At 72.8% G+C, this 20,859-nt stretch carries 19 protein-coding genes; 7 read left to right on the forward strand and 12 right to left on the reverse strand.

The genetic code is table 11. From position 1 onward, the window contains the following. Positions 1–12 precede the first annotated feature (12 nt). Positions 13–4,335, forward strand: a complete 4,323-nt coding sequence (locus CP983_RS38325; RefSeq protein WP_150504793.1) for a cation-translocating P-type ATPase — start codon at positions 13–15, stop codon at positions 4,333–4,335. A gap of 37 nt (positions 4,336–4,372) precedes the next feature. Here CP983_RS38325 and CP983_RS38330 read toward each other — a convergent pair whose 3' ends face one another. Next, a complete protein-coding gene (locus tag CP983_RS38330; RefSeq protein ID WP_125527538.1) occupies positions 4,373–5,452 on the reverse strand; it encodes an NADH:flavin oxidoreductase/NADH oxidase in 1,080 nt (359 codons plus the stop codon). Positions 5,453–5,602: 150 nt separating this feature from the next. Here CP983_RS38330 and CP983_RS38335 point away from each other — a divergent pair, with 150 nt between their 5' ends. Continuing rightward, a complete protein-coding gene (locus CP983_RS38335) occupies positions 5,603–5,956 on the forward strand; it encodes an ArsR/SmtB family transcription factor (RefSeq protein WP_107911748.1) in 354 nt (117 codons plus the stop codon). On the opposite strand, the gene CP983_RS38340 is transcribed toward CP983_RS38335, so the two are convergent. Further along, on the reverse strand, positions 5,876–7,264 hold the full coding sequence (locus CP983_RS38340; protein ID WP_150504795.1) for a nucleobase:cation symporter-2 family protein: 1,389 nt from the start codon (positions 7,262–7,264) through the stop codon (positions 5,876–5,878). The two genes, CP983_RS38335 and CP983_RS38340, sit on opposite strands and share 81 nt — an antisense overlap. Before the next feature lie 92 nt (positions 7,265–7,356). Then, positions 7,357–8,700 carry an FAD-dependent oxidoreductase gene (locus CP983_RS38345; RefSeq protein WP_150504797.1) on the reverse strand — a complete coding sequence of 448 codons (1,344 nt, stop codon included), beginning with the start codon at positions 8,698–8,700 and terminating at the stop codon, positions 7,357–7,359. Between the two features lie 198 nt (positions 8,701–8,898). Between CP983_RS38345 and CP983_RS38350 the strand changes: the two genes are divergently transcribed. Further along, entirely contained in the window at positions 8,899–9,393 is a 495-nt protein-coding gene (locus tag CP983_RS38350) for a DUF6214 family protein (protein WP_150507113.1), read from the forward strand. 27 nt (positions 9,394–9,420) lie between these two features. Here CP983_RS38350 and CP983_RS38355 read toward each other — a convergent pair whose 3' ends face one another. Continuing rightward, the gene (locus tag CP983_RS38355) at positions 9,421–10,044 is read right to left on the reverse strand and encodes a DUF305 domain-containing protein (protein WP_167537817.1); all 624 of its coding nucleotides are present in this window, start codon (positions 10,042–10,044) and stop codon (positions 9,421–9,423) included. 129 nt (positions 10,045–10,173) lie between these two features. Between CP983_RS38355 and CP983_RS38360 the strand changes: the two genes are divergently transcribed. After that, entirely contained in the window at positions 10,174–11,670 is a 1,497-nt protein-coding gene (locus tag CP983_RS38360; RefSeq protein ID WP_150504801.1) for an LVIVD repeat-containing protein, read from the forward strand. Here CP983_RS38360 and CP983_RS38365 read toward each other — a convergent pair. The 5 genes from CP983_RS38365 to CP983_RS38385 form a co-directional block, all read right to left on the reverse strand. After that, positions 11,658–12,362 carry a TetR/AcrR family transcriptional regulator gene (locus CP983_RS38365; protein ID WP_150504803.1) on the reverse strand — a complete coding sequence of 235 codons (705 nt, stop codon included), beginning with the start codon at positions 12,360–12,362 and terminating at the stop codon, positions 11,658–11,660. The two genes, CP983_RS38360 and CP983_RS38365, sit on opposite strands and share 13 nt — an antisense overlap. A gap of 159 nt (positions 12,363–12,521) precedes the next feature. After that, positions 12,522–13,253, reverse strand: a complete 732-nt coding sequence (locus tag CP983_RS38370) for an HAD family hydrolase (RefSeq protein ID WP_150504805.1) — start codon at positions 13,251–13,253, stop codon at positions 12,522–12,524. Between the two features lie 133 nt (positions 13,254–13,386). Beyond that, on the reverse strand, positions 13,387–14,058 hold the full coding sequence (locus CP983_RS38375; RefSeq protein ID WP_150504807.1) for a phosphatase PAP2 family protein: 672 nt from the start codon (positions 14,056–14,058) through the stop codon (positions 13,387–13,389). 194 nt (positions 14,059–14,252) lie between these two features. Continuing rightward, on the reverse strand, positions 14,253–15,188 hold the full coding sequence (locus CP983_RS38380) for a M56 family metallopeptidase (protein WP_150504809.1): 936 nt from the start codon (positions 15,186–15,188) through the stop codon (positions 14,253–14,255). A gap of 149 nt (positions 15,189–15,337) precedes the next feature. After that, positions 15,338–15,871 (reverse strand): DUF5134 domain-containing protein, encoded by a 534-nt coding sequence (locus CP983_RS38385; protein ID WP_150504811.1) that lies wholly within the window; start codon positions 15,869–15,871, stop codon positions 15,338–15,340. A gap of 176 nt (positions 15,872–16,047) precedes the next feature. On the opposite strand from CP983_RS38385, the gene CP983_RS38390 reads away from it, so the two are divergent. Continuing rightward, the gene (locus tag CP983_RS38390; protein WP_229914833.1) at positions 16,048–17,481 is read left to right on the forward strand and encodes an FUSC family protein; all 1,434 of its coding nucleotides are present in this window, start codon (positions 16,048–16,050) and stop codon (positions 17,479–17,481) included. Further along, entirely contained in the window at positions 17,478–18,014 is a 537-nt protein-coding gene (locus CP983_RS38395; RefSeq protein WP_030954181.1) for a MarR family winged helix-turn-helix transcriptional regulator, read from the forward strand. The genes CP983_RS38390 and CP983_RS38395 overlap by 4 nt, the downstream gene beginning before the upstream one ends. 8 nt (positions 18,015–18,022) lie before the next feature. On the opposite strand, the gene CP983_RS38400 is transcribed toward CP983_RS38395, so the two are convergent. Together CP983_RS38400 and CP983_RS38405 are read right to left on the reverse strand one after the other, a co-directional pair. Then, complete coding sequence (locus tag CP983_RS38400; protein WP_125526564.1) at positions 18,023–18,787, reverse strand: VOC family protein; 765 nt, start codon at positions 18,785–18,787, stop codon at positions 18,023–18,025. Positions 18,788–18,893: 106 nt separating this feature from the next. Further along, a complete protein-coding gene (locus CP983_RS38405) occupies positions 18,894–19,286 on the reverse strand; it encodes a VOC family protein (RefSeq protein ID WP_150504816.1) in 393 nt (130 codons plus the stop codon). 72 nt (positions 19,287–19,358) lie between these two features. Between CP983_RS38405 and CP983_RS38410 the strand changes: the two genes are divergently transcribed. Further along, positions 19,359–19,910, forward strand: a complete 552-nt coding sequence (locus CP983_RS38410; protein ID WP_150504818.1) for a GNAT family N-acetyltransferase — start codon at positions 19,359–19,361, stop codon at positions 19,908–19,910. Positions 19,911–19,913: 3 nt separating this feature from the next. Here the strand turns inward: CP983_RS38410 and CP983_RS38415 are convergent, their stop codons facing one another. Beyond that, complete coding sequence (locus CP983_RS38415) at positions 19,914–20,597, reverse strand: glycerophosphodiester phosphodiesterase (protein WP_107911723.1); 684 nt, start codon at positions 20,595–20,597, stop codon at positions 19,914–19,916. Positions 20,598–20,859 lie beyond the last annotated feature (262 nt).

Here is a 20,859-nt window from a genome sequence, read left to right on the forward strand (position 1 = left end):
TGAGGGCGCGCCATGGCTCTGTCACTGATCACACGTCCGACGGCCGCCGCGGCCGGGCTGGTCGCGGCCGGACCGAGACTGCTCGCGAGAGGAGCCGCCCCCGCGGTGGGAATCACCGCGGGGGCGGTGACAGCGACGGCCCGGGCGGGGGTCCGCGGCGCCGACAGCGCGGCCCGTGTCGTACGGGTCGCCCGCAGCACACTCGCCGTGCGCCCGCACCCCTGGCGATCCGGCGCCCGGGCCCACCTCGCACTGCGGCCCGAGGCGCCGGAGCGCGTTAGGCGGCTGGGCGGGACGGAACCCGCGGCACGCAAGGTCGCCGAGGCACTGGCGGAGCGGCCCGACGTGGCGCTCGCGTACTGGGACGGCGGGCTGTGCCGGCTGGTGATCACCGCAGTGGAGGACTCGGCCGGCGACCGGGTGCTGGAGAGGGCGACCGAGCTCGCCGCCCAGCACGGTCTGGCCCCCACGGGCGAGGCCGTGGACGAGGTCCCCCACCCGGCCGACCCCGCCGGAGTGCGCGCCGCCGCCGCGACGCTCGCCGCCGACGGCATCGGCATCGCGACCGCGTTCGCCGGGTACTTCCTGCGCCTGCCCGCCTCACCCCAGTCGGTGACCGCGCTGGTGACGCTGCTCCGGGAGAACCCCGCCTTCCGCGACTGGCTGCGCGCGCGGATCGGCCGCTCCCGCATGGACCTCGCACTGGCCGTGGCGCACGCGGCCGCGCACGGCGCCGGACGCACCCCGACCGCCCTGGTGCTGGACGGCGCGCTGCGCTCGCTCCAGCTGGCGGAGACGGTGGCGCGCGCCACCGCCTTCGACAAGGTCCACGACGACGTCTGCGCGCCCGAGCGGTCCAGCGTCGCGGGCATCGGCTTCCCGCGCCCGCCGCTGCGCACCTCCCCGGCGCAGGAGTACGCCGCGCACGCCGAGGCCGGCAGCCTGGTGGGCGCCGCGGCCATGCTGCTCGTCAAGCACGACGGCACCGAGGCCGCCGAGGCGGTGCTCGCGGGCGCTCCCAAGGCCGCGCGCTACGGGCCCGCCGCCTTCCACGCCGTACTGGCATCGGCGCTGTCCCGCACCGGCGTCCTGGTCCGGGACAGCGAGCGGCTGAGGCAGTTGGAGATGGCCGACACGGTCGTCCTGCATCCGAGCGCGCTGCGGACCGAGGGCGCCGGTGCCGACCCGTGGGCCGAGGCCGTGCTGGACGCGGCCCGGCGTGCGGGGCTGCGGGTCGTCATGGTGGACGACCCGGCGCTGGCCGATTTCACGAGCCTCGCCGACCAGGTGGTGCGCGACGGGCGGCCGCTGCGCGAGGTGGTCGAAGAGCTGCGCGGCGACAGCGGCGCCGTCGTCACGGTCGCCCGGCCCGGCGCGGACGACGAGGACGTGCACGACGGACTGCTCGCCGGCGACGTGGCGGTCGCCCTCACCGACCGCGACGGCGCCCTCGTCTGGAGCGCCGACGTGCTTGCCCCGCACGGACCCGCCGATGTGTGGCGCCTGCTGCGCGCGGTCCCGGCCGCGCGGAAGGTCGGCCGCAGGTCGCAGACCCTGGCCCGGTCCGGGGCAGCGCTGTCCGGGCTGCTCGTGGCCATCGGCAAGTCCCGGCGTGGCCGTCGTACGCCGTGGTCGGGCCTGCGCCATACGCCGGTCGACGCGAGCGCGGCCTGGTCACTGCTGGCCGGCACGCGTGCGGCCGTCGGCGTGGCGCTCGCCCGCGCCCCGCACCCCAGGGCACGGGTGGCCTGGCACGAACTGGAGCACCGGGAGGTCCGCGCACGGCTGGCGGACGAGTCGGGCCCTGAGCGGACCTTGCCGGAGCGGGTCACCGACGGCACCCGCGAGGCGGTCCGGACGATGGGCCGCAAGCGTGTGTTCGCCCCGGTGAGCGGGCCGCTCCGGCTCGCGGGTGCCGTGCGCGACGAACTCGACGACCCCCTCACCCCCGTACTGGCCGTCGGCTCGGCCGCCGAGGCCATCCTCGGCTCGGTCCTGGACGCGCTGCTGGTCATCGGCGCGCTCGACCTGAACGCGCTGGTCGGCGGCGTCCAGCGGATGCGGGCCGAGCGGGCGCTGTCCGGGCTGCTGGCCAAGCAGAAGCGCAAGGCGCGCGTCACCGGCGAGGACGCTCGGTCCCGGCCGCACCTGGTGGACGCCGCGAAGCTCAGCCCCGGCGACGTGATCGAGCTCCGGGTCGACGACGTGGTGCCCGCCGACGCCCGCATCGTGGGGGAGGACGCTCTGGAGGTGGACGAGTCCGCGCTCACGGGGGAGTCCCTGCCGGCCGACAAGGACGTCGATCCGACGCCGGACGCCGCGGTCCCGGACCGCCGCTGCATGGTGTTCGAGGGCACGACCGTGGTGGCCGGGCACGCCCGCGCCGTAGTGGTGGACACCGGGGACCACACGGAGGCCGCGCGTGCCGTAGCCCTCGCCGCCCGCCGGCCACCGTCCGCCGGAGTGCAGGCCAGGTTGCGCGAACTCACCGACAAGGCGCTGCCGTTGACGCTCGCGGGTGGTGCCGGGGTGACCGCTCTCTCGCTGCTGCGCGGCACACCGATCCGTCGTGCGGTGAGCGGCGGGGTCGCGGTGGCCGTGGCCGCCGTGCCGGAGGGGCTGCCGCTGGTGGCGACCGTCGCGCAGCTCGCCGCCGCCCGTCGGCTCAGCAGCCGGGGCGTGCTCGTCCGGGCACCGCGCACCCTGGAGGCGCTCGGACGGATGGACACCGTCTGCTTCGACAAGACCGGCACGCTCACCGAGAACCGGCTGCGCCTGGTGCGGGTCACCGAGGCCGACGGCACGGTCCGCAGACCGGACGAGAAGGCGGCCGACGACACCCTGCGGGCCGCGGCACGGGCCTGCCCCCGGCTCGCCGCCGGCACGGACCGGCCGGTGCACGCCACCGACGAGGCCGTCCTGGACGCGGCGGCCCCCGACCCGGACTGGACCCAGAGCGAGGGGCTGTCCTTCGAGGCGGGGCGCGGCTATGCCGCCGCCGTCGGCCGGACACCGGACGGCGCCCCGCTGCTCGTCGTCAAGGGCGCTCCCGAGACGGTGCTGCCCGCCTGCCCCGGCGTGCCCCCGTCGGCATCCGGGAGAGCACAGGAGCTGGCCGGCGACGGACTGCGTGTCCTGGCGGTCGCCCACCGCACCCTCGACCCGTCCGACGACCCGGCGGAGGTCCTCGAACAGCCCCTGGCGGAGCTGGAGTTCACCGGCCTGCTCGCCCTCGCCGACGTACCTCGCGACACCTCCACCGCCCTGGTCCGGGGACTGCGCGAGGCAGGCGTACGGCCCGTCATGCTGACCGGCGACCACCCGCGGACCGCCCGGGCGATCGCCGCCGAACTGGGCTGGCCCGAGGACACCGGCGTCGTCACGGGCGACGAACTGGCCTCCGCGGACCGGGAAGGGCGCATCCGGATGCTGCGGGACGTGGGTGTCGTGGCCCGGGTCGCGCCCGAGCAGAAACTCCAGGTCGTCGAGTCACTGCGGGACGCCGGACGGGTCGTCGCCATGGTCGGTGACGGAGCCAACGACGCTGCGGCCATCCGCGCCGCCGACATCGGCGTAGGCATCAACGCCCGCGGCTCGGCGGCCGCTCGCAATGCCGCCGACCTCGTGCTCACCGACGGCGATCTGACGGTCCTGATCGACTCGGTCGCCGAGGGCCGGGCCCTGTGGCACAGCGTCGCCGACGCCATCGCCATCCTGATCGGCGGCAACGCGGGCGAGGTCGGCTTCGGCCTCCTCGGCACCCTTCTGTCGGGCGAGGCGCCCCTGTCCACCCGTCAGATGCTGCTGGTCAACCTGTTCACGGACCTGTTCCCGGCGATGGCGGTGGCGGTCACGCCGAAGGAGGCGGACACGGCGGTCGCCGGGGAGGCGAACGCGGGACCTTCGACCGGCCCCGCCGGCTCGGACGGCACCGAACTCCTCGGCGCCCCGCTGATCCGCAAGATCAGGCACCGGGCCCTGACCACCGCACTGGGCGCCACGGCGGCCTGGCTGTTCGGCCGCTTCACCCCGGGCACCGCCCGGCGCTCCACCACGATGGCGCTGTGCGCGGTGGTCGGCACCCAGCTCGCCCAGACGCTGGCCGACCGCAGGGACAGCCCGCTGGTCCGCGTCACCGCACTCGGTTCCGCGGCCGTCCTCGTCGTCCTGGTCGAGACGCCCGGGGTCAGCCGGGTCTTCGGCTGCACACCGCTCGGCCCGGTCGCCTGGGCCGGTGTGGCCGCGTCGATCGCCGTCGCCGCGGCGGGCGGGCGCGCGGTGCCGTACCTGGAGCGGCTCGTCCTGCGGTGGGTGCCGGCCCGGGGTGACCTGTAGCCGTACGGCGGTCAGGTCACCCCAGGTGCGTCCGCGGTCAGACGGACCGGTGGTACTGGTCCGGCACGTGCACGTCCCCGCCCAGCTCCCGGGCCGCGTGCCGGGCCCACGACGGGTTGCGCAGCAGCTCCCGGCCGAGGAGGACGGCGTCGGCCTCGTCGTTCGCGACGATCTTCTCGGCCTGCTCGGCCTCGGTGATCAGGCCCACGGCGGCGACCGGCAGCGATGTCTCGGCCTTCACGCGCGCCGCGAACGGCACCTGGTAGCCGGGGCCGACCGGGATGTGGACGCCGGAGGCGTTGCCGCCGGTCGAGACGTCCAGCAGGTCGATGCCGTGGGCCTTCAGGTCGGCGGCGAAGCGGACGGTGTCGTCGGCGGTCCAGCCGTCCTTCTCCAGCCAGTCGGTCGCGGAGATGCGGAAGAACAGCGGCTTGTCCTGCGGCCACACCGCGCGCACGGCGTCCACGACCTGGAGGGCGAAGCGGGTGCGGTTCTCGTACGAGCCGCCGTACTCGTCGGTGCGGTGGTTGGAGTGCGGGGACAGGAACTCGTTGATCAGATAGCCGTGGGCGCCGTGGATCTCGGCGATCTCGAATCCGGCGGCGAGGGCGCGGCGCGCGGCGTCCGCGAACTGGCCCACGACCTCCTGGATCCCGTCGACCGTCAGCTCTGTAGGCACGGGGTGACCGTCGGCGAAGGGGATCGCGCTCGGCGCCACTGGCTGCCAGCCGTAGGAGTCCGGCCCGACCGGCGCGCCGCCCTTCCAGGGCCGGTCGGTCGACGCCTTGCGGCCGGCATGGGCCAGCTGGATCGCCGGCACGGTGCCCTGCGACACCAGGAAGCGCGTGATCCGGCGGAACGCCTCGACCTGCGTGTCGTTCCAGATGCCCAGGTCCCAGGGGGAGATGCGGCCCTCGGGGCTGACGCCGGTCGCCTCGACGACGATCAGGCCCGTGCCGCCGGCCGCGCGGGCGCCGTAGTGCGCGAAGTGCCAGTCGTTGGGGGCGCCCGTGTCGGGGCCCTCCGGTGCGGCCGAGTACTGGCACATCGGGGGCATCCACACCCGGTTCGGGATCGTCACTTCACGCAGGGCGTAGGGCTCGAAGAGCGCGCTCACGGCGGACTCCATTCGTCGCGGGGGACCAGTCGTCTGCTCGTACGATAGACATCGTAGTACGGCAGATGTCAAACTACGAGAGGTCTCGTACAATGGCAGAGTCCGTCGGCAAGACGGGCCGGCCGAGGAACCCGACGAAGTGGAGCCGCCGTGACCAGCGCCGCTGTCAGCAGCCGAGACCTCCCGCACCCGGCACGCGAGGAGATCCGCCTCGAAGGTGTGCTGCACGCGCTGTCCGACCCGCTGCGGCTGTACATCGTGCGGGAGCTCGCCGCCGTCGGCGACGAGCTCTCCTGTTCGCACTTCGACCTGCCGGTCACCAAGTCCACCACCACGCACCACTTCCGGGTGCTGCGCGAGAGCGGGGTGATCCGGCAGATCTACCGGGGCACCGCCAAGATGAACGGCCTGCGCAAGGACGACCTAGACGGCCTCTTCCCGGGACTGCTCGACGCCCTTCTCGACGCCGCCGCCCGACAGGCCGCCCGGCTCGGGGACGCCTGAACCAGCCTTCGCGGGCAGGTGGTTGAAGAGCAGGTTCAGCACGATCGCGGTGAGGCAGCCCGCGCTGATGCCGCTGTTCATCACCGTCTGGAACCAGTCGGGGAACTTCTCGTAGATCGCCGGCACCCCGACCGGCAGCATGCCCATGGCCACCGAGACGGCCACCACCGTCAGGTTGTTGTTGCCCTTGAAATCGACCCCGGCCAGGGTCCTGAGCCCGCTCGCGGCGACCGTCCCGAACATCACCAGACCCGCACCGCCCAGCACCGGCGCCGGTATCGCCGCCACCACCGCGCCCAGCTTGGGCAGCAGGCCGAGCAGGACCAGGATGCCGCCCGCGGTCGCCACCACCCAGCGGCTGCGCACCCGGGTCATGCCGACCAGACCCACGTTCTGCGCGTACGCCGTGTACGGGAAGGTGTTGAAGACGCCGCCCAGCACCGTCGACAGGCCGTCGGCGCGCAGACCGTCCGCCAGGGAGCGCGGCTCGACCTTGCGGTCGGTCATCTCGCCGACCGCGATCAGGTCACCGGTCGTCTCGGTCATCGTCACCAGCGCCACCACCAGCATCGACGCGATCGCCGAGAACTCGAAGGCGGGCGCCCCGAAGTGGAACGGCGTGCTGATGCCGAGCCAGTCCGCCTCGCCCACGCCGCCGAAGTCGGTGAAGCCGAAGGGCACGGCCACCGCGAGTCCGACCACGATGCCGATCAGTACGGCGATCCGGCTGAGGAACACCGGCGCGAACCGCTGCACACCGAGCACCACGGCGAGCACGAAGGCGGCCAGCGCGAGGTTCCCCGGCTCCCCGAAGTCCGCCGAACCGGCGCCGCCCGCCGCCCAGTTGCCCGCGACCGGCAGCAGGGAGAGGCCGATGATCAGGATCACCGTGCCGGTCACGAGGGGCGGGAAGAAGCGCAGCAGCCTGCCGAAGACCGGAGCCAGCAGCATGATCGCCAGTCCGGCGACGATCACCGAGCCGTAGATCGCCGGGAGTCCGCCGCCCGTGGTGCCGATCAGCACCATCGGGGAGACGGCGGCGAACGTACAGCCTTGCATGATGGGCAGCCGTACGCCGAAACGCCAGAAGCCGATGCACTGGATCAGCGTCGCGATACCGCACACCAGCAGGTCGGCGGTGATCAGATACGCCAGGTCGGCGGGCGGCAGTTTCATGGCGCCGCCGACGATGAGGGGGACGGCCACCGCGCCCGCGTACATCGCAAGTACGTGCTGGAGGCCGAATGTGGCCAACTGGCGTTTGGGCGGGATCTCGTCGACCGGGTGCACGGGTGCGGTTTCGTTCATGGGCGAGACCGTAGGCTCCTTGAACAGAATGTTGATTTCGTGGGTGTTGCCGCTTCGTATCCTGCTCCGGGGCACATGTGGTCCCCGCGTCCCTACAGGGCACCGCCGTGCGCGGCGCTCATCAGGGACCGCCAGTCGGGGAGCTTGACCACACCCCTGCCCAGTGACGCGCCGAGTTCCGCCTCCGCACGCTCGATCGCGCGCCAACCCGTCCACCCGACCGGCTCGACCCCCTCGGCGCGCAGCGCTGTGAGCGGATCCCCGGGCAGTTCCCGTCGTACGAGCGCGGAGGCGTCCTCCAGCAGTGACGTCACCGTCTCTTTCGCGCACGGCCGGTTCGTGCCGATGACTCCGGTCGGGCCCCGCTTGATCCACCCGGCCACGTACTCGCCCGGCGCGACGGCACCCTCGCGCAGCACGCGCCCGGCGAGGTGCGGCACCGTGCCGGACGCCATGTCGAACGGGAGCCCCTCCAGGGGGACGCCGCGGTAGCCCACCGAACGCAGCACCAACTGGGCATCGACGTCCTCGTAGTGGCCGGTCCCGGTCACCCCGCCCCGTCCGTCGGGCGCCGTCCGCTCGAAGCGCACTGCGCCCACGCGTCCCGCGTCGGCGAGGAGTTCGACGGGGCGCAGGAAGAAGCGCAGGCGGATGCGGTGCCGGGCCTCCCGCGCCGGGGACTCGGCCCAGCCGCGCAGCACCTCCACGTTGCGGCGCTGCGGCGCGGGCAGTCCGGACGGGTCGGCGAACGCCGGGTCGAGCGCCAACTCCCCTGGATCCACGGTCACTTCAGTGTCCGGCAGGGTGGCCAGCTCCCGCAGCTCCTTGGTGGTGAAGCGGGCCTGCGAGGGGCCGCGCCGGCCCACCATGGCGACGTCGGTGACGCGGCTCGCGGCGAGGGCGGTGAGCGCGCCCTGCGGCATGTCCGTGGGACTCAGTTCGGCCGTGCCCCGGGCCAGCATCCGGGCGACGTCCACCGCGACGTTCCCGATGCCGATCACCACTGCGGAGCGCGCGCCGACCACGAAGCCGTCGTCACGGGCGTCCGGATGGGCGCTGTACCAGGACACGAACTCCGTCGCCGACCAGCTGCCCGGCAGCTCCTCGCCCGGAATCCCGAGGTGCCGGTCGGTGGCGGCGCCCACGCAGTACACCACCGCGTGGTACAGCTCGCGCAGCCGCGCCCCGGGCACCCCGTCCGGGCCGATCCGGACGCCGCCGAGGAACCGCACCCGCTCGTGCTCCAGGACCGTGCGCAGGTTGTTCTGGAGGGACTTGATCTTCTCGTGGTCCGGCGCCACGCCGTAGCGCACCAGGCCGTACGGGCAGGGCAGCCGGTCCAGGACGTCGACGCACACGTCGTTGTCCAGCTGTACGAGGCTCTGGGCGGTGTAGCACCCGCTGGGCCCGGAGCCTACGACGGCGACACGAAGCACGGCGGAACTCCTTGTCCGGGGATCGTCAGGAGTCGCTCTCGGGTCCAGCATCGCACCGCTGCCGCTCCGCTGACAGGGTGCTGTGCGCCGTACAGGACGCGTGTTCGTTCGTATGGAGTGTGATCATGAGGTTACGTTGCGTGTGTGCTGGAAGCATCCTTTCTTAATCTGTCCGATCGCCCCGCGGCGGACGGAGCCGTGTCGGTGTGGCCCGCATGGAGAGTGCGGGACGGTGGCGGCGCCACTGTGTGGTTCGGCGTCCGGCTGGAGTTCGGTGACGGCGCGCGGGTCGACGCCGTGGCCGTGGTGTCCGAGGGGTGCGTCTCCATCGAGGACGTGCGCGCCGAGCCGGCGCTCTCCCTCGACGACCTCGCGGCACTCGCCGACTGGATCGAGGCTCCGCTCTCCGAGGCGTGCGGCATCGGGACGGGCCCGGACGCCGACGGAGGTGAGGACGGCGAGGATGCCGAGGGCGGCGGGAGTGCCGGGTCCGGTCGGGTCCGGTCGGGCTGGCCGCGCGGTGTCGAGGGGCAGTGGCTGATCGCACAGAAGTACCGCGCGGCGCAGGAGGCGGGCGCCGACCCCGTGCTCGCGGTGATGAGCGCGACCGGGCACAGCCGCCGCAGATCGCTCCGGCTCATCGGGCAGGCGCGCGACGCGGGATTCCTGACCCCGCGCCGCGCCCGCCGCTGAACGCGGCCTCGACACCGCGAGAAACTGTCAGAACATGTCCCGCATCCGGGTGATCTCGCTCGTCTGCTGAGCGATCACCTCGTCCGCCATCTCCTCGACCCGGATGTTGTTCCCCTGCCCCTTCACATCGGTGGCCATGGTGATCGCCCCCTCGTGATGGGTGATCATCAACGTGAGGAAGAGCTGGTCGAACGCCTTCCCGCGCGCCGCGCGCAACTTCTCCAGCTGTGCCTCGGTCGCCATGCCGGGCATCGAGCCGTGGTCGTGGCCGTCGCCGTGCCCGGCCTTGCCCTGGGTCTTGAGCCAGCCCTGCATGGCGGCGATCTCGGGCTTCTGCGCGGCGGCGATCCGCTCGGCGAGCTTCGTCACCTTCGTCGACTCGGCGCGGTCCGGGGCGAGTTCGGTCATCTCAAGAGCCTGGGTGTGGTGCGCGATCATCATGCGCGCGTACGAGACGTCCGCGGAGTTGGGGGAGTCGTCCTCGGCGCGCTGTCGCTCGGCCTCCTCGGCGGACAGCATCCGGTTCGACTCGCCGGGCTTGCCCGGCACGATCACCGAAGGCCCGCTGCGCGCGGGCGACTTGGCGTCGGAGTCGTCGCAACCGCCGAGCGCGAGCACGGCGAGTGCCGCAAGCACGGCCGGTCCGGCCATGACGCGCGACGCGCGGCGGGTCGGCTGCCTTGTTACATGTTCATTGCCCCCTGTTGATATGTGCATGACCGTGACGATACTCGTTGGTGTGTGAACCGTTCCAGTGCGAACGGAACAAGGGAGGAAACAGTGATCCTGTTCAGCAGTCCCCGAACACGCCGCAGACGCCTGGGAGTTGCCACCGCCGCCGCCGGGCTCCTGGCCGCGCTGCTCACCGCGCAGCCGGCCCTCGCGACCCCCGACCCGGGGGACGGCCCCGTCGCGGAGCAGGAGGTCTCCGAGCGCACCCGCGCCCAGGTGCGCGAGTCGCTGGCGGACGGTGAGATACCGGGCCAGAACGAGATCGTCCACTCCGACAACATCGAGCACCTGGCGTCCCTCCCCAAGGACGCGCTCCAGGGCACCAATTCCGACCTCGCCTTCCAGGGCCGATACGCCTTCGCGGGCAACTACGACGGCTTCCGCGTCTTCGACATCAGCAACCCGGCAGCGCCGACGACCGTCGCCCAGGTCCTGTGTCCCGGCTCGCAGAACGACGTCTCCGTCTCCGGGAACCTGCTGTTCCTGTCCACCGACTCCTCGCGCAGCGACAGCAGTTGCAACAGCACCACCCAGCCCGTGACCGAGAAGTCCTCGTGGGAGGGCATGAAGGTCTTCGACATCAGCGACAAACGGAACCCCAAGTACGTCGCCGCCGTCGAGACCGCCTGCGGATCCCACACCCACACGCTGGTGCCCGAGCGCCGCAACGTCTACGTCTACGTCTCCTCCTACTCGCCGGACGCCTCCTACCCGGACTGCCAACCGCCGCACGACGGCATCTCCGTGATCAAGGTGCCGCGCCACGCGCCCGAGAAGGCGGCCGTGGTGAACTTCCCGGTGCTCTTCCCCGGTGAGGGCCCGGACGGCGGCGGCAACCCCGGCCCGCCCGGCGGTGTCCGCAAGACCACCGGCTGCCACGACATCACCGTGCTCCCCTCGAAGGACCTGGCCGCGGGCGCCTGCATGGGCGACGGCATCCTGATGTCCATCGCGGATCCGGAACACCCGAAGGTCATCGACCAGGTCCGGGACGACGTCAACTTCGCGTTCTGGCACTCGGCGACCTTCAACCAGAAGGCGAACAAGGTCGTCTTCACCGACGAGCTGGGCGGCGGCAGCGCGGCCACCTGCAACGCGGAGATCGGCCCGGACCGCGGCGCCGACGGCATCTACGACATCGTCGGCAAGGGCGACAAGCGCAAGCTGGTCTTCCGCAGCTACTTCAAGATCCCCCGCCACCAGGCCGCCACCGAGAACTGCGTCGCCCACAACGGCTCGCTGATCCCGGTCAAGGGCAGGGACATCATGGTCCAGGGCTGGTACCAGGGCGGCATCTCCGTCTGGGACTTCACCGACTCGCGCAATCCCGAGGAGATCGCCTACTTCGACCGCGGCCCGCTCACCACGGACGTCCTGAGGTCGGCCGGCTCCTGGTCGGCGTACTACTACAACGGCTACATCTACTCCAACGAGCTCGCGAGGGGCTTCGACGTCCTGAAGCTCAACGACCGGCGCACCGCTCCGGCCCGTAAGGTGCACCTGCGCGAACTCAACGTCCAGACCCAGCCGGACTACTTCGACTGAGGGGACGGATCCGGCCGGCCCTCCGAGCAGTCGGGTGGGGACCCGGTCGCGAAGAAGCGTGACAGATCCATGTCGCACGTCCCGCCGGACACGGCCTCCGCGTCCGGCGGGACGCCCTGCTCCCGGTCGAGCCGGTAACGCTTGAACAGCTCCGCCCGCAGCACCGGCACCGGCATCGGCACCCCTGGCACCAGCGCCGCGTACACCGCGCCCATGAGCAGGGCGCGCAGCATCGGGTAGTCGGTGTCCGGCTCCGCCGAGCCGTGCCCTACGCAGACCTCCCGCAGCAGCTCGGCCAGCCGCCGCTGCTCCGGGCACTGCACGAAGCCCTCGGCCTGGAGGATGCCCGCCATGTGCTGGCGCATCAGCACGGGCCGGTCGCGGGCCAGGCCCAGGATCGCGTCGATCGCCCTGGCCATCCGCTCCCGGCCGTCCTCGGTGTGCGGCTCGCGCTCCAGTGCCTCCTCCAGCGTGCGGTGCATCAGCCGGTGCACCGCGGACTGCACCAGCTGGCGCTTGCCGGGGAAGTAGTACGACACCAGTCCGCGAGCCGATCCCGCCCGGTCCGCGATGTCGCCCAGCGTGGTCGCGTCGTAGCCGTGCTCGCCGACCAGCTCCACCGCCGCCTGGAGAAGCCGCTCCCGGGATCGCCGCCGCAGCTCTTCATTGACCGAGGCGCTGCGCGGGGACATGCTGTAACTCCTGCGTTGACTGGCTGCCAGCCAACTATACTCAGCGCGTCCGGCCCGGCCTCTATGAGGCCCGGTCGGGGTTGCTGTCTGCCCCGGGCGACGCGGGGGATCGTCCGGGGCAGGCTCAGTCCGGGGTGATGGTCGCCGGAGGCTACTTGTTCAGTCGCGGTTCTGCGGATCGACGCCGTTCGCCCGCGCCCCGGCTCCCACCAGCTCCAGCACAGGCCGCAGCCCGTCCGGCCGCTCGGCCGCCGGCAGATGATCCACGAAGTGCACCGCGCAGCCCAGCGTCGCCGCGCCACCGTCGGCCCGCCGGTCGTCGCCGACCATGACGACGTCGCGAGGATCCACGTCGAGCGCCGCGCAGGCCGTCCGGAACAGTCGGGGGTCGGGCTTCTGGACGCCGTGCTCGTACGACAGCACGTAGGTGTCCACGTACGCGTCGAGGCCGTGCTCGCGGAACACCGGGCGGATGTCCCAGCCGATGTTGCTGACCACGCCCACCCCGATGCCGCGCTCACGCAGCGCCCCCAGCACCTCGGCGGTGTCGGGATACGGCACCCAGGCGGCCGGGGACATGTGGCGGTCGTACAGCAGATCGTGCAGCCGGTCGTCGGGGAGCGGCACATGCCGGGAGAGTCCGGTGTAGGCCGCCCGGTGCAGTTCCGCGCTCTTGTCGCGCACTCCCCAGACGCTCGCGACGTCCTCGGGCAGGTAGGAGGGACCGCTCCCGCCCGGCAGTGCCCCCATCGTCTCCAGCCCCCGCGCCGCATCGGCCAACTCGGCCTCGGCGAGCTCGACTCCTGTCTCGGCGATCACCCCGCGCAGCCAGGACTCGGTGGACTCGACACGGAAGAGGGTTCCTGAGAAATCGAACAAAACTGCGGTCATGGTGCGATCCTACGGGGCCGTGCACCGGCCGCGCGGGAAGATCGATGCCTCCTGCACAACGCGCCGCCGACACACGCATGACACCTCCGGTGTGTGCCCCACGCGTATGGCGCACCGTGTCGCCGGTGCGTGCTCAGCCCCGCCAGTGGGTGTGCACCCGCACCGCCACGGCCACGACCAACGCGCCCAGCAGCCAGCCGCCGACGACGTCCGTGGCCCAGTGGACGCCGAGCCAGATCCGGGTCAGGCCGACGCCGGCCACGGAGATCACGCCCACGGCGACGGCCGTGCGCCACAGGGTGCCGCGGACGCCGTACCGGTGCAGGAGCCACAGCAGGAGGCCGCAGACGACCGTCGCCGTCATGGCGTGGCCGGAGGGGTAGGCGGCGTAGTGGGCGGAGTCGACCGGGTCCGGCCAGACCGGGCGGGGGCGGTCGACCACGGCCTTGAGGAGCTGCTGGAACAGTGTGGCGAGAAGACATGTGGCCAACAGCCATAGCGCCGTCCAGCGGGCGCCTCTGCGCCACACGAGCCAGATCGCGACCGCGAAGGTCAGTATGCGCATCGTCCATGGATCCCAGACCCAGTCCGTCAGGATGCGGAACGCGTGGGTGACGCCGGGCTCGTCCACCGCCCAGCGGTGCGTGGTGTCCGCGATGTCGTTGTCCACGGTCATCAGCGGGTACCAGCGCACGGCGACCAGGGCGAGCAGCAGCGCCGAGCACAGCGCCAGGGCACCGGCCCAGCGGGAGGTGCTGCGCTCGGCCGGTGGGCGGGGCGGGGACTCGACGGACTGGGTGTGCATACTGCGATCCTCGCCGACCGATGGGGCGAGAGGCCAATACCGGGAGCGGCTTTGCGTCGCCCGCCACAGGAGAACCGGGCCGTGGCCCGGAGCAACATCGGCTGACGGGTACCCGGCGGGGAGCTGACTATCCCGAGCAGGGCGCCCGCCGTGCCGCCCACCGCCACTGGCTACCCCAGCGCCCACCGCCCCGGTTACCCCAGCGCCCGCAGCCCCGGTACGACCGCCACGATCACCGGCACCGCCGGGACGAGCGCGGCCGCTGCCGTCAGGCGCAGTCGTCGGCCCGCCGTGAGGCGGTCCGGGGGAGTGAGGAGCCGGTTCACGCGCTGCGGCACCTGCGTGTGGGGGGTCGGGCAGGGGCCGAACACGCCCCGGTCCTCGTTGAGTTCGACCAGGGCGAGGGCGGTGGTCAGCCGGCCGAACCGGCGGGAGGCCATGTCGTCGGCGGCGAGTTCGACCAGACGGTGCATCTCGTCGCGGAACGCGGCGAACACCGGCACCTGTGGGAACCCGCCCGCCAGCGCCCCCGAGCAGTGCAGCAGCCAGTCGTGCCGGGCCTGCGCGTGCCCCTGTTCATGTGCCAGCAGGGCATCCAGCTGCCGTCCCTTGAGGCGGCGCAGCGCGGCCGTGGTGATGACGAGTCGGGGCGCCGTGCCGGGCAGCCACCAGGCGTCCGGCCGCTCGCCCTCCAGGATCACCAGACGGTCGTTCCCCGTCTCCTCGCCGGGCAACAGCGGTGAGCGCACGAGGAGTTCGGCTCTGCGCTGCCGGCGCCGGGCACGCGCGCGCGACACCTCGCGCACCAGCATGGCCCCGGTCCACAGCCCGCCGCAGGCGAGCGTCACCGCGGTCGTCGCCGCCCAGGAACCGCCCACTCCGAGCGCGTACGCCTCGACGACGGCACTCGGCGCGGGCGCGAACACATGGCCGCGCACCGCCTGCCAAGCGGCCGCCGCACTGAGCGTCATCGACAGTGCGCAGCACAGCAGTACGGCCGCGACCACGCACTGCCACACCCACAGCGCGACCACCGGTTCTCGGTCCGGCCAGTCCGCCCGCGCGAGCAGCCGCGGGGCGAGGACGGCGGTCAGGGCGCCGAGCAGCAACAGTGCCGCGGGGACCATCATGGGAAGCACCCTATGAGCGCCGAATCGCTCAGGGGTACGGACACCCGCGCCAAAGTGACGCAGACCACGGACGCGTACGGTCCGGGCCCCCGCCCCAAAAGGGCGGCGCCACGGGCGTGTACGGCCCTGTCCCTGGGCGCGACCCCGCCTCACAGCGTCAGCAGCATCGCCACCATCGCGATCCCCATCGACAGCCGGCAGGCCCGCGCCAGCTCCGGCCGGTCGCCCCACCCGGCGCTGCCGGCGGCACCGGCGGCGACCGGCACCAGCCGGACCCCGGAGAGCAGCACATAGCCCGTGAAGTACACGAGCAGCACGCCCGTCACGTACGGGACGCCTGAACCGCTGTGGTGGCCCGGCGACACGGCCATCGCGATCGCCATGTAGACCATCGCCGAGGCCCCCACCATGTGGTGCAGATGGTGCCCGCCGGCCCGGGCGGACCACAGGGCGTGCAGGGCCGCCGCAGCGAACACGGCGGCGTAGACGGGCCAGGCCCACGACGGCGGCGTGAACACCGCGGCGGGCACCGCCATCGCGGCCATCCCGAACCCCATCAGCGCCTCGCCGCCCGCGGTGCGGCGCTGTTCCTCGACGTGACTGCGCATCCGCAGCAGGCAGTAGACCCCGGTCGCCGCACACAGCGCGACCAGCAGCCAGCCGGGCGAAGCCGGTCCGTGCACGCGCACCTCCCCGCTCGACGGTCTCGGACAGTCCGTCGATGCCCCGGCCGCGCGGCGCGCACGCAAGCGCAAGGGTGTACACGGGGAGCATTCGACCGCGCACGGCAGGTCACGCCTCGCCGCCCGCTCGGCGCTCGATATGCTTTATGAGTAAAACACTTGCTAAGGTGATGGCCATGAGCAGTCGTCTCCCGCTCGCCGGAGTGCTGCGCCTCGGCCGGCCCTCCGACATCTGGTTCAAGCCCGCCCTGAGCGTGGTCGCCGCCGTCGCCCCGCCCAACCTCGCCCTCCTCGCGCTGGGCCGCCTGGACCTGGCCATGTACACGATGGCCGGGTCGCTGTGCGCGCTCTACGCCCACAACCGTCCCTATGCCGCCCGGGCCCGCGCCCTGGCATGGGTGATCCTCGGCATGCTCGGCGGTCTCACGACCGCCCTGCTCGCGGCCTCCCTGACCCGCAGTGCCGTCGTGCTGGTCGCCGTCGGCGCGGTGCTGGCGGCCGTGCATAAGGTGCTGTGCGACGCGACCCGCATCGGCCCGCCCGGCAACGTCGTCCTCACCTTCATCAGCTCCGCCGCCCTGTTCGTCCCGCAGTCCCCGGACCGGATCCCGGGCCACCTCGGGCTGGCCGCGGCGGCCGGCGCCTGGGCGTGGCTCGTCGGCATGGCCCCCGGCCTCCTGCGCCCGCACGGCCCCGAGCGCCGGGCCACCGCGGCAGCCCTGAACGCCGCCGCGGCGCACGCCGAGGCCCACGTCAGCGGAGAAGACACCGCCGGAACCCATGGCACCGCCGTCATCGCCGTACGGGCTGCCCGGCAGGCGGTGTCCTCCACCACCGGCACCCCGCTCACCGTCACCCACCGCGCCCTCGAACGGCTCATAGTCCGCGCCGAGGTCGCCCTCGCCGCACCCTCCGACGCCGACCCCGCGCCACTGCGCGACTGGGCCCGCCAGGTGCGCGGCAACCGGCCCGTGCCCGAGGTCCCGCACCTCACCGGCGTCGACTCCGAACTCGCCCCGAACCCCGGCCCGTTGTGGCACCGCCTGCGTCCCCTGGCCCCGCTCGCGCTGCGCACGGCCCTCGGCTGCGCCCTCGCCGGCTACGCCTCCCTGGCCCTCGGCATCGGCCGTCCCTACTGGGCCCTGGTCACCGCCGCGTCCCTGTACCAGGCGGACCTCGCCCTCACCTGGGGCCGCGGCGTCCAGCGCGTCGTCGGCAACCTCCTCGGCGTCGTCTTCTTCGCCGCGCTGGTGCCCCTCGCCCACACCGGCGAGGTCGCCCTGGTCCTGTGCTGTCTCGCCCTCAACTTCGGCGCCGAGGCGCTCATCGGCCGCAACTACTGGCTCGGCAGCGTCTGCGTGACCCCGATGGCGCTGCTGATCACCGAGTTCGCCGGATTCCAGCAGCCCGGCCCGCTGATCACCGAGCGGGTCGTGGACACCCTGGTCGGCGCGCTCGTCGGGCTCGCCGCCGCCGTCGTGGTGCCGCACCGGAAGCGGGTCGTGCGTGCCGAGCGCGCCGGACCACGTACGCTCGCCGCTACGGGTAGTAGCCGAGGACGGCACCCGGACCAGCGCACGGGCAACACGACGGAGGGCGTACGGCCATGACGGCGACCAGCGGCGGGCCGACCGGGACGAGACGCGACACGGTGGCCGCCGTGGTCCGGCAGTGGCAGAGCGTCCACCCCGACCTCGACACCGCGCCCATGGAGATCATCGGCCGGATCAACCGCTGCGCCGCCCTCCTCCAGCAGGCCGAGGACGCCCCCCTGCGCCGCGCGGGCCTCAGTCGCCCCGAGTTCGACCTGCTCGGCGCGCTGCGCCGCACCGGCCACGAACTGACGCCCAGCGAACTGGCCCGCGAGACCTTCTCCTCGGGCGCCGCCGTCACCAAGCGCCTCAAGCAGCTGACCGAACGGGGCCTGGTCGAGCGCCGCGGCGACACCCGCGACCGGCGCGTGGCCCACCTCCGCCTCACCGACGAGGGCCGGGACCTCGTCGACGGCGTCCTGCCGGAGCAACTCGCCTACGAGACCTCCGTACTGTCCGAGCTCGACTCCGAGGGACGCGGCGAACTGGCCTCCCTGCTGGGCGAGTTGCTCGGCCGGCTGGAGGGCCGACTGGGCGCGTTGCGTGCCTGAACCGGGTATCAGGGCTGCGGCGGCTCGTGGTAGACGCCGAACACCGCGCCCTGCGGGTCCCGCAGCATGGCGAGGCCCCGCCCGTTGGGCATCGACGTCGGCTCCATGAGCACCGTGCCGCCCGCCCCCGCCGCGTCCCCGGCCGTCGCCCCGACGTCCACCACGGCGAAGTACGGCAGCCAGTGCGCCGGCACCTCGTGCGGGAACTTGTCGTCCATGTCCATCATTCCGCCGAAGTCGTCACCGGCGATGCCCCACTGCGTGTAGTGCTCCGAGGCGTTCACGGTCCAGCCGAACACCGTCGTGTAGAACTCGACGGCCCGCTCGGGCGCCCGCGTCATCAGCTCCACCCAGCCCAGCGCGCCGGGCGCGTTGAGGAGCCCCGCACCGGGGAAGGACCGCGCCTGCCACAGCTGGAACACCGCTCCCGTGGGGTCCACGGCCACCGCGAAGCGGCCCACGTCGAACACGTCCATCGGGCCCACCAGCACCGTGCCGCCGGCCTGCGTGACCTGCTCGGCGGCCGCGTCGGCGTCCGGCACCGCGAACGACACGTTCCACGCCACCGGCTGTCCCTCCTGGTACAGCGGGGTCAGCGCGGCCACCGCCGCGTCCCCGAGATGCGCCACCGTGTAGCCGCCCGCCTCCTGGCGCGGATCTGTCTCGGCCCGCCAGCCGAACAGCCCCTCGTAGAACTGCTTGGCCCCGGCCAGGTCACTCGTGCCGAGCTCGGTCCAGCAGGGCCCGCCGGTCACCGGCTTGTCGAGCTTCATGGCGTTCCTCCCGCGACGAAGACCCCCTCCAGCACGCTAAGCCCCGCCCCGGGCCCTGGCCATCCGGCGGGTACGGACCCGCACCGGCAGGCCCGGGAGCCCCGCCCTAGATTCCGGGGCGGTACCGAATCGGATGGTCCGCAGGCACCTCCACCAGCACGATCGGCGTCCCGTCCGGGTCGGCGATCCACATCTCGATCAGCCCCCAGGGCTCCTTCACCGGAGGCCGTACGATCCCGACGCCCTTCGCCACCAGCTCGTCGTGCGCGGCGACCACGTCCGGGACCTGCATCCACAGCCGTACGGCCGGGGACGGCGGCGTCTCGGAGCGTCCGGAGACCTCCAGGAAGCCGCCGCCGAGGAAGTAGACGGTGCCGCGACCGGGGCCGGTGCCGAACTCGCGGTAGACGGCGAGGCCGAGCTGCTCGCCGTAGAAGACACGGGACCGTTCGGGATCGGTGGGCCGCAGCAGGGTCCGGCCGCTCAGTACGTGCACCATGCAGCGGGAGCCTAGCGGCGGGTTAGGCTCAGCGGTGCCCGAGCCGCGCCCGTGAAGGGGAGAACCGCAACCATGGACACCGCCGCGCCCGACGCCTCCGCCGGACTCGTCTTCCGCGAAGCCACCGACGCCGACGTCGACACGCTGGTCGCGCTGATCGAGTCCGCCTACCGCGGGGACTCCAGCCGGGCCGGGTGGACCACCGAGGCGGACATCCTCGAAGGACAGCGGACCGACCCGGAGGGCGTGCTGGCGGTCATCAAGTCGCCCGACAGCAGGCTCCTGACCGTCGAGCGGGACGGGCGGGTCGTCGCCTGCTGCCAGCTCGAACACCGAGGAACCCACGCCTACTTCGGGATGTTCGCGGTCAGCCCCGCACTCCAGGGCGCCGGCCTCGGCAAGGTGATCATCGCGGAGGCGGAGCGGCAGGCCCGCGAGACCTGGGGCGCCACCGAGATGCACATGACCGTGATCTCCGTACGCGACGACCTGATCGCCTGGTACGAGCGGCGCGGCTATCGCCGTACGGGCCGGATGACCCCGTTCCCGTACGGCGACGAGCGCTTCGGCATCCCGCAGCGCGCCGACCTCCAGTTCGAGCTGCTGGTCAAGGCGCTGGCGTGACGCTCACGCGGTGAAGCGGCCGGTGCGTTTGATCTCCGGATAGTCGGTCGTCGCGCCGTCCAGCTCCAGCGCCCGTACGAGACGCAGGTGGTCCTGGGTGTTCACCACCCAGCCGATGATCCGCAGGTCCGCCTTGCGGGCGCGCTCCACGACCTCCAGGGTGAGCCGGCGGATGTTCAGACAGACCGTCGCCGCGCCGGCCGCCACGGCGCGGTCCACGATGTCGGTGCCGTAGCGGCTGGCGATCAGAGCGGTGCGCACCCCGGGCACCAGGCGGGCGATCTCGGCGACGGCCTCGTCGTGGAACGAGGACACCTCGACGCGCGGTGCCAGGTCCCGGTCCTTCATCACCTCGGCGAGCGCCCGCGCCGCGGCCACGTCCTTGATCTCGGCCTGGAGGGGGGACCGCACGGCCTCCAGGACCTCCTCGAAGACCGGTACGCGCTCGCCGCGGCCCGCGTCCAGGGCGCGCAGCTCGGCGAGGGTCTTGTCGGCGATCGGGCCGGTTCCGTCGGTCGTGCGGTCCACATCGGTGTCGTGCATGACGACGAGGGCGCCGTCCTTGCTGAGGTGGAGGTCCAGTTCGATGACATCGAGGCCGGCCTGCTGGGCGGCGACGAAGGAACGGAGGGTGTTCTCGGGTTCGACACCCATGACTCCGCGGTGACCGATGGTAAGGAAGTTCAAGGTTCAACTCGCTTCCGTCGACGGCGGCGGGGGGAGCTCGCGCGAACCGGAGCGGACTGTTCGCGTGGGCCGAGCCGCAGCCTAGTGGCCTGTGCGCGTGATGAACCCCACGTGTACGCAGGGTTTGCGGCCGGGGACGTGCCGTGCCTGGTTCGCACCCCTATGGGCGGTCACCCTGGCGTGGGCGAGTCCTCCGGGGATTGACCGGATCTCGCGGGTGGACTCCGCGTATGCCCGCTGGATGCCGGGCTAATCGCCATCG

Source organism: Streptomyces chartreusis (assembly GCF_008704715.1).
Lineage (GTDB): Bacteria > Actinomycetota > Actinomycetes > Streptomycetales > Streptomycetaceae > Streptomyces > Streptomyces chartreusis.